Genomic DNA, 6,253 nt, shown 5'->3' on the forward strand with positions numbered 1-6,253 from the left:
GGGGGGAGGTCTCCCCCCAGATCCGGGTTCTCCAGCACCAGTAAATTAAAACTAGGTACTATTCCAAAATCTGTGGGTAATCGATAGCTAAGGGGGGTAAACCAATCGCAAACGAAGCACGAAAAATCGGTAGGGGCAATTCACGAATTGCCCCTACTTATCTCTATATCCCCAACTTCCCCATATGAAAAGTCACACCAATATTGAAGTCGAAACATCGCATTCAACCGACGATCGATCTACAGTCAATATCTCCGTCCCAGAGAATACCGATGTCACCGTCGAAGTCACCGAAGCTCTACCAGAACAGGTGCTCCGAAATGTCGAAACGCTCACCAGCCATCAAGATCGTCACCAACAAAATACCACAGCCGATCGTCGAATTTTAAACAAAATAGCCGCTTTTTTCGCTCGTCCGGGATTTCTCTACTTTCAAATCGGATTTTTTGCAGTATGGATCGGTTGCACTAACTTGGCACAGCGCAATATCATCCCCAAGAATTTTCCTTTATTCGATTTGCACCTGCATGGCTTAGAAGTTGCTTCGCTACTAATTTCTACCGAGGTTTTAATCGCCCAAGCCCATCAAGAAAAAGTCGAAGAAGAACGAACTCATTTGGCAATTCAACTCGATCTAGTCACCGAACAAAAGATTGCCAAGTTAATTTCTTTAGTTGAAGAACTACGTACCGATTTACCTAATGTCAAAAATCGTACTGATGCCGAGGCTGAAGAGATGCAACAAGCGATCGATCCGCAGGCAATTTTGGACATCATTCACAAAAATGCTACCCACACGCTGACTGAAGAATTAGCAACTAAATCGGAGCCGAATTAAGGTGGCAAGCCTGGAGCGGGGAGCGGGTAAGAGGAAATTAAGAATAAAAGCTAATCCAAAATCCAAAATCCCATGACTCCAACAGAATTAGAATTAATAATCGATCGAGCCACCCAAGATCGATCGACTCATCTAGATTTCTATCAGAAATCCATTACGAGCTTACCGGATTCGATCGGCAATCTTACCGATTTAGTCAGCCTCCGGCTAGTTGATAATCGCCTGACTAGCTTACCAGACTCGATCGGTAATCTGATTAAATTACGCGAATTGCGATTATACAAAAATCAGCTCCGCAGTATACCCGACAGTATTGCCAATCTCCAAAATCTCACCTGGCTGAGTTTGAGCCTCAATCGGCTGACAGTCTTCCCCGAAAGCATTACCGAGCTGACTAATCTAACAGGGTTGCTGTTGAATGGCAATCAAATGGTAGTGTTGCCCCAAAGTATTACCAAGCTGACTAATTTAACATATCTAGATCTTACTGGTAATCCACTGATGGATCTATCACTACTAAATAGTTTACCGAACTTAAGAACTGTCAAATTTTGGGGTGTTAATTTACCGCGCAAATATTGGATCGAGATAAAGTTGCTGCATTCAGCTTTGAGAATAGTCGATCGTGATATTTTAAATATCGAGACTAAACACGATCGTCTTAATTATCTTGTAGGCAAATCAATGATTAAGTTACCCAAAGACTTGCAAAAATGCTTGCCAGCAAAGGATAAAAAAGTTACCTCAAAATCGCATTTTCACTTATCAAAGAATAACTTAACTTCTATTCCATCAGATATTGGTAACCTGACCCAATTAACTTGTATAGAATTAAGCAGCAATAAATTAACATCTCTCCCATCAAGTATCGGCAACTTAAGTAATCTGAGTCATCTGGATCTGCAAGGCAATCAATTATCTTTCTTACCTAGCAGTATCGATAATTTAACCAATCTCACTCATTTGTATCTTGGTAGCAATCTTTTGGGTTCTTTGCCAGACGCGATCGGGGAAATGAGCAAACTGACTCACTTACATCTCAATTCAAATTCTTTGACATCATTACCAGAAAATATTGGTAATTTGACAAAGCTAGTTAATCTAAATTTAAGTGGCAATCAATTGACCTCACTACCATCAAGCATGAGATTTATGATTGAATTGACTAGCTTAGATTTATCAGAAAACCCTCTCACCGATCTATCGATTCTTCAACATTTACCCAAGTTACAATCAATACATTTCCTCCGGCTATATTTACCGCGTCGATATTGGACTAAATTGAGTGAATGGAAAGCCGAGTGGTTGCAGGATGAAACAAATGCCGAACTACGGCGGAGACTGATTCAACAAATTGGCTACGAACGGATTTGTCAGGAATTGGATGCAATCCAGCTTGATTTTTGGCGAGAATATACCTTACTCAAAATCGATGGCATAGAAAGATGGCACGGACATATAGATATTTATGAGCCGATGGTATTACTCAAAATGACTTGTCCATCTACTGGGCATATTCATGTCTTGCGCGTACCTCCTGAAATGACAAGCGCGGAGGCGGCAATTACTTGGATAAATCATGGCATCCATCCCGATAGATTTATTGTCCAGACATGAGTCGATCGATTTTACCGCTCGAATTACCATCCTCTGTTAGAATCGCTCTGTGACGGTATAGTTTAATTGGTGAAAATACAATTCTGCTAAGGTTGCGATGGTGGTTCGAGTCCGTCTACTGTCACACTAACAACGTAGTTTAAATGTCAAAACACTGTGGAGTATACCCAGTCATGCAGGTGCGAATCCTGTCGTTGTTGTCTTCTGTTAATATCTAGATGTGATGGTATAGCTCAATTGGTGAGAGCGCGTGCCTGTCACCCACGAGGTTAGTGGTTCGAGTCTGCTTGCCGTCACACTAACAACGTAGTTTAAATGTCAAAACACTGTGGAGTATACCCAGTGATGTAGGTGCGAATCCTGCCGTTGTTGTCTTCTGCTAAAATTTATACTGTGACGGTATAGCTCAATTGGTGAGAGCGCGCGCCTGTCACGCGCGAGGTTAGTGGTTCGAGTCTGCTTGCTGTCACAATAACAACGTAGTTTAATTGTCAAAACGCTGTGGAGTATACCCAGCGATACAGGTGCAAATCCTGTCGTTGTTGTCTCAAAATTAGAGGTAGGGGCAATTCATGAATTGCCCCTACCTCTAATTTCGAGCTGTTACTATCGTTCCTCAAAATGAGGAGCGATAGCTACTAACAATTATTTCAGGCTAGTTTTTCTTCAACCAGCTAAACATCGCGCGTAAATCTTTCCCAACTGATTCGATTTGGTGTTCGGCTTCGCGACGACGAATTGCGGTGAAACCAGCATTACCAGACTGTTTTTCGAGAATAAATTCGCGGGCAAATTGTCCGGATTGAATTTCTGAGAGGATTTTTTTCATCTCGACTTTAGTTGCATCGTTGACAATGCGCGGGCCGCGAGTGTAGTCGCCATATTCAGCCGTATTCGAGATACTACTACGCATATCTGCTAAACCACCAACGACGACGAGATCGACAATGAGTTTAACTTCATGGAGACACTCAAAATAGGCGAGTTCGGGCTGATAACCTGCTTCGACTAGTGTTTCAAACCCAGCTTTAATTAGGGCACTCAAACCGCCACAGAGGACTGCTTGTTCGCCAAATAGATCGGTTTCGGTTTCTTCGCGGAAAGTAGTTTCGAGAATACCAGCACGAGTACCACCAACACCTTTAGCATAAGCCATCGCGCGATCGCGTGCTTGACCGGAAGCATCTTGATAAACAGCGAATAATGCTGGTACGCCTTGGCCTTTTTCATACTCATAACGAACCGTATGTCCGGGGCCTTTTGGCGCGACCATGATGACATCGACATCTGCTGGTGGCACAACTTGTCCGAAGTGAATGTTAAAACCGTGGGCGAAGGCTAGGGTTTTACCCGCGCTGAGATTGGGTTTAATCTCGTTCTCATAGATGCTGCGTTGAACTTCATCTGGCAGCAAAATCATGATTAAGTCAGCGGCTTTGGCAGCATCGGCAACTGTTTTGACTGTCAAACCTGCGGCTTCAGCTTTGGCTGCGGATTTACTACCAGGGTACAAACCAATAATTACATTGACGCCACTATCTTTGAGGTTGAGGGCGTGAGCGTGACCTTGGGAACCATAACCGATAATTGCTACAGTTTTGCCGTTTAATAGGTCTAAATTAGCATCGGCATCATAATACATCTTGGCCACGATCGATCTCTCCTTAACCTTTACTTGTCTGTATATATCCTACTGTTGCGCTGCAATTCTCTCCACAGAGACTACGCCAACGAGCAGATCTGCGCTCGCCGCGTATTGCCGCAGGCAGAACATTTTACCATGTTGGGTTGACGCGAATTGCGTTGAAGAATTGTAAATATTATTGGAATTAACTCTAAAATCCCCTGTTTACTACTAAGACGTCAACTTCGTAACATCGCTTAGACGATTGGTAGCAGGTAAATTATGCAAAAATTTTGGCAATATACAACTACAACTTTCCTAACTCTGCTCTCCAGTAGTTTGCCAGCTTGGAGTCTGAATGCTCCAATCGATCGATCGACAACGCCCAGATCGATCGAGTCTTCAAAAATTGCCCTCCAGCGCACCACCTGCGTGCGATTAACTTTTAGTAATGGTGCGAGCGTTCATGCCGGACAACTGTGGCTCAATAGTAATGGCATGGGCAGAATGACTGTCAAATTTTTTAGCCCGCAATTGGGTAGGCAAGAGTCAGTAGACCAAATAATGAGAACTGAAAACTCTGCCCAAGGCATCTTACTCGTCGGTAGCGATCCTGTCTATTCAGGCACTCGCAGAAGACATCCCAACTATTCACCCGACAATTTTTTACTCAGGATCGATGAAAATGGGCGTCGTTCCTTCTTCACTTTCGATCTCAATCGCAATGTCTCAGCAGTAGAGATCGATCCCTGTTAGGGGTGGATGAGTGGATGAGTGGATGGGTGGATGGGTGGATGAGTGAATGGGTGAAAGGACGCTTGCGTCCTCAACTCCCAACTCCCAACTCCCAACTCCCAACTCCCAACTCCCAACTCCCTAAACCGTAAACTTCCGACGATAATTAGCAACTGATTCGACTAGACCGATCGCGACGAAATTGGTCAGTAGAGCCGAACCACCGTAACTGATCCAGGGCAACGGAATTCCCGTAACGGGGGCAATCCCGATCGTCATACTGATATTGACAACAACCTGAAAACTAATCATCAATAAGACACCAATTGCCAGTAGGGAGCCAAAATTATTGGGAGCTTGACTCGCAACTCGCAGCAACCGCCAGCATAAAATTAAAAAGGTGATTAGCAAACAAATTGCGCCGACAAATCCCAACTCTTCCCCGATCGAAGAAAAGATAAAGTCAGTATGTTGTTCGGGGATAAAATTGAGCTGTGTCTGCGTACCTTGATTGAGTCCTTGTCCCCAAAATTCGCCCGCACCGATCGCAATTCTTGATTGGATCAGGTGATAACCCGCGCCGAGGGGATATTTATCGGGATCGAGAAACACCACGATCCGCGCTTTTTGATAGTCTTTGAGGACATGCCAAAATACCTGTCCGAGCATTCCAGCGGCAATATTCATCGCGATCGCTACCAGCGAGGTCACCCATCGTAACGGCAGCGTCAACCAGCCTACCACGCCCATCAGCACCGCCCAAACTATCCACAGGGGCTGGAACAAGCTAAACAAAATTGCAGCGACTAGCGGCGATACTAGCAGAATCAGCCAGCCTGGTTTGGCATTTGCCCAGTACAACATCCCCAGAGAGATCGCCCCAAATACTAGCGACGTCCCTAAATCTGGTTGAATGAAGACCAAAAACCACGGGGGAATCGTAATCGCTAAAGCACTAAAAAATGTCGGCAACGTATTCGCCGGACGACGATGCAAAATTGCTGCCAACGTAATAATCAGTCCCACCTTGGCAAATTCTGAAGGCTGCATGTTGAAGCCAGCAATGCTAATCCACCGCTGCGCGCCTTTGGCACTATTTCCCATAAAATCTACCGCAACCAGCAAGCCATTGGTCAAACCGTATGTCACCCAATGCCAGCGGAGCAAATTATTGTAAGAAACCCGCGCAATGGCAAACGCGATCGCCAAGCCAATCGTTCCAAATGACCAGTGTTGCAACCAATATGCTACAGGCTTACTCAAGCCAGTACTGCGGATCATCACGCCACCAAAAAAGGTCAAACCTACAGCCAGAAATAGGATCGGCCAGTCCATCTGCTGCCAATGGATGAATAGATCTTGCAAAGGCGATCGCTTAAAGGATGATTTGCGGTACATGAGGGGAGAGCGGGGTGGATGGGTGGATGGGTGGATGGGTG

5 protein-coding genes and 3 tRNA genes are annotated in these 6,253 nt (G+C 44.8%); 6 read left to right on the forward strand and 2 right to left on the reverse strand.

Features of this window, described 5'->3' with window-relative positions; genetic code table 11:
• Window positions 1-184: 184 nt before the first annotated feature.
• The 5 genes from C7B77_RS21480 (at window position 185) to C7B77_RS21500 (ending at window position 2,924) form a co-directional block, all read left to right on the forward strand.
• On the forward strand, window positions 185-838 hold the full coding sequence (locus tag C7B77_RS21480; protein ID WP_106309649.1) for a DUF1003 domain-containing protein: 654 nt from the start codon (window positions 185-187) through the stop codon (window positions 836-838).
• A 72-nt stretch (window positions 839-910) separates the two neighbouring features.
• Complete coding sequence (locus tag C7B77_RS21485; protein WP_106309652.1) at window positions 911-2,455, forward strand: leucine-rich repeat domain-containing protein; 1,545 nt, start codon at window positions 911-913, stop codon at window positions 2,453-2,455.
• A 51-nt stretch (window positions 2,456-2,506) separates the two neighbouring features.
• Window positions 2,507-2,579, forward strand: a tRNA-Ser gene (locus C7B77_RS21490).
• A gap of 98 nt (window positions 2,580-2,677) precedes the next feature.
• Window positions 2,678-2,751, forward strand: a tRNA-Asp gene (locus C7B77_RS21495).
• Window positions 2,752-2,850: 99 nt separating this feature from the next.
• Window positions 2,851-2,924: transfer RNA gene (locus C7B77_RS21500), tRNA-Asp, on the forward strand.
• 186 nt (window positions 2,925-3,110) lie between these two features.
• On the opposite strand, the gene ilvC is transcribed toward C7B77_RS21500, so the two are convergent.
• Window positions 3,111-4,142, reverse strand: coding sequence for a ketol-acid reductoisomerase (gene ilvC, locus C7B77_RS21505; RefSeq protein ID WP_281261377.1), 1,032 nt, complete (start codon window positions 4,140-4,142; stop codon window positions 3,111-3,113).
• A gap of 219 nt (window positions 4,143-4,361) precedes the next feature.
• Here ilvC and C7B77_RS21510 point away from each other — a divergent pair, with 219 nt between their 5' ends.
• Window positions 4,362-4,835 (forward strand): hypothetical protein, encoded by a 474-nt coding sequence (locus C7B77_RS21510; RefSeq protein WP_106309658.1) that lies wholly within the window; start codon window positions 4,362-4,364, stop codon window positions 4,833-4,835.
• Between the two features lie 120 nt (window positions 4,836-4,955).
• Here the strand turns inward: C7B77_RS21510 and rodA are convergent, their stop codons facing one another.
• The gene (rodA, locus tag C7B77_RS21515; protein WP_106309661.1) at window positions 4,956-6,212 is read right to left on the reverse strand and encodes a rod shape-determining protein RodA; all 1,257 of its coding nucleotides are present in this window, start codon (window positions 6,210-6,212) and stop codon (window positions 4,956-4,958) included.
• Window positions 6,213-6,253 lie beyond the last annotated feature (41 nt).

The organism is Chamaesiphon polymorphus CCALA 037 (assembly GCF_003003845.1).
GTDB classification, from domain to species: domain Bacteria; phylum Cyanobacteriota; class Cyanobacteriia; order Cyanobacteriales; family Chamaesiphonaceae; genus Chamaesiphon; species Chamaesiphon polymorphus.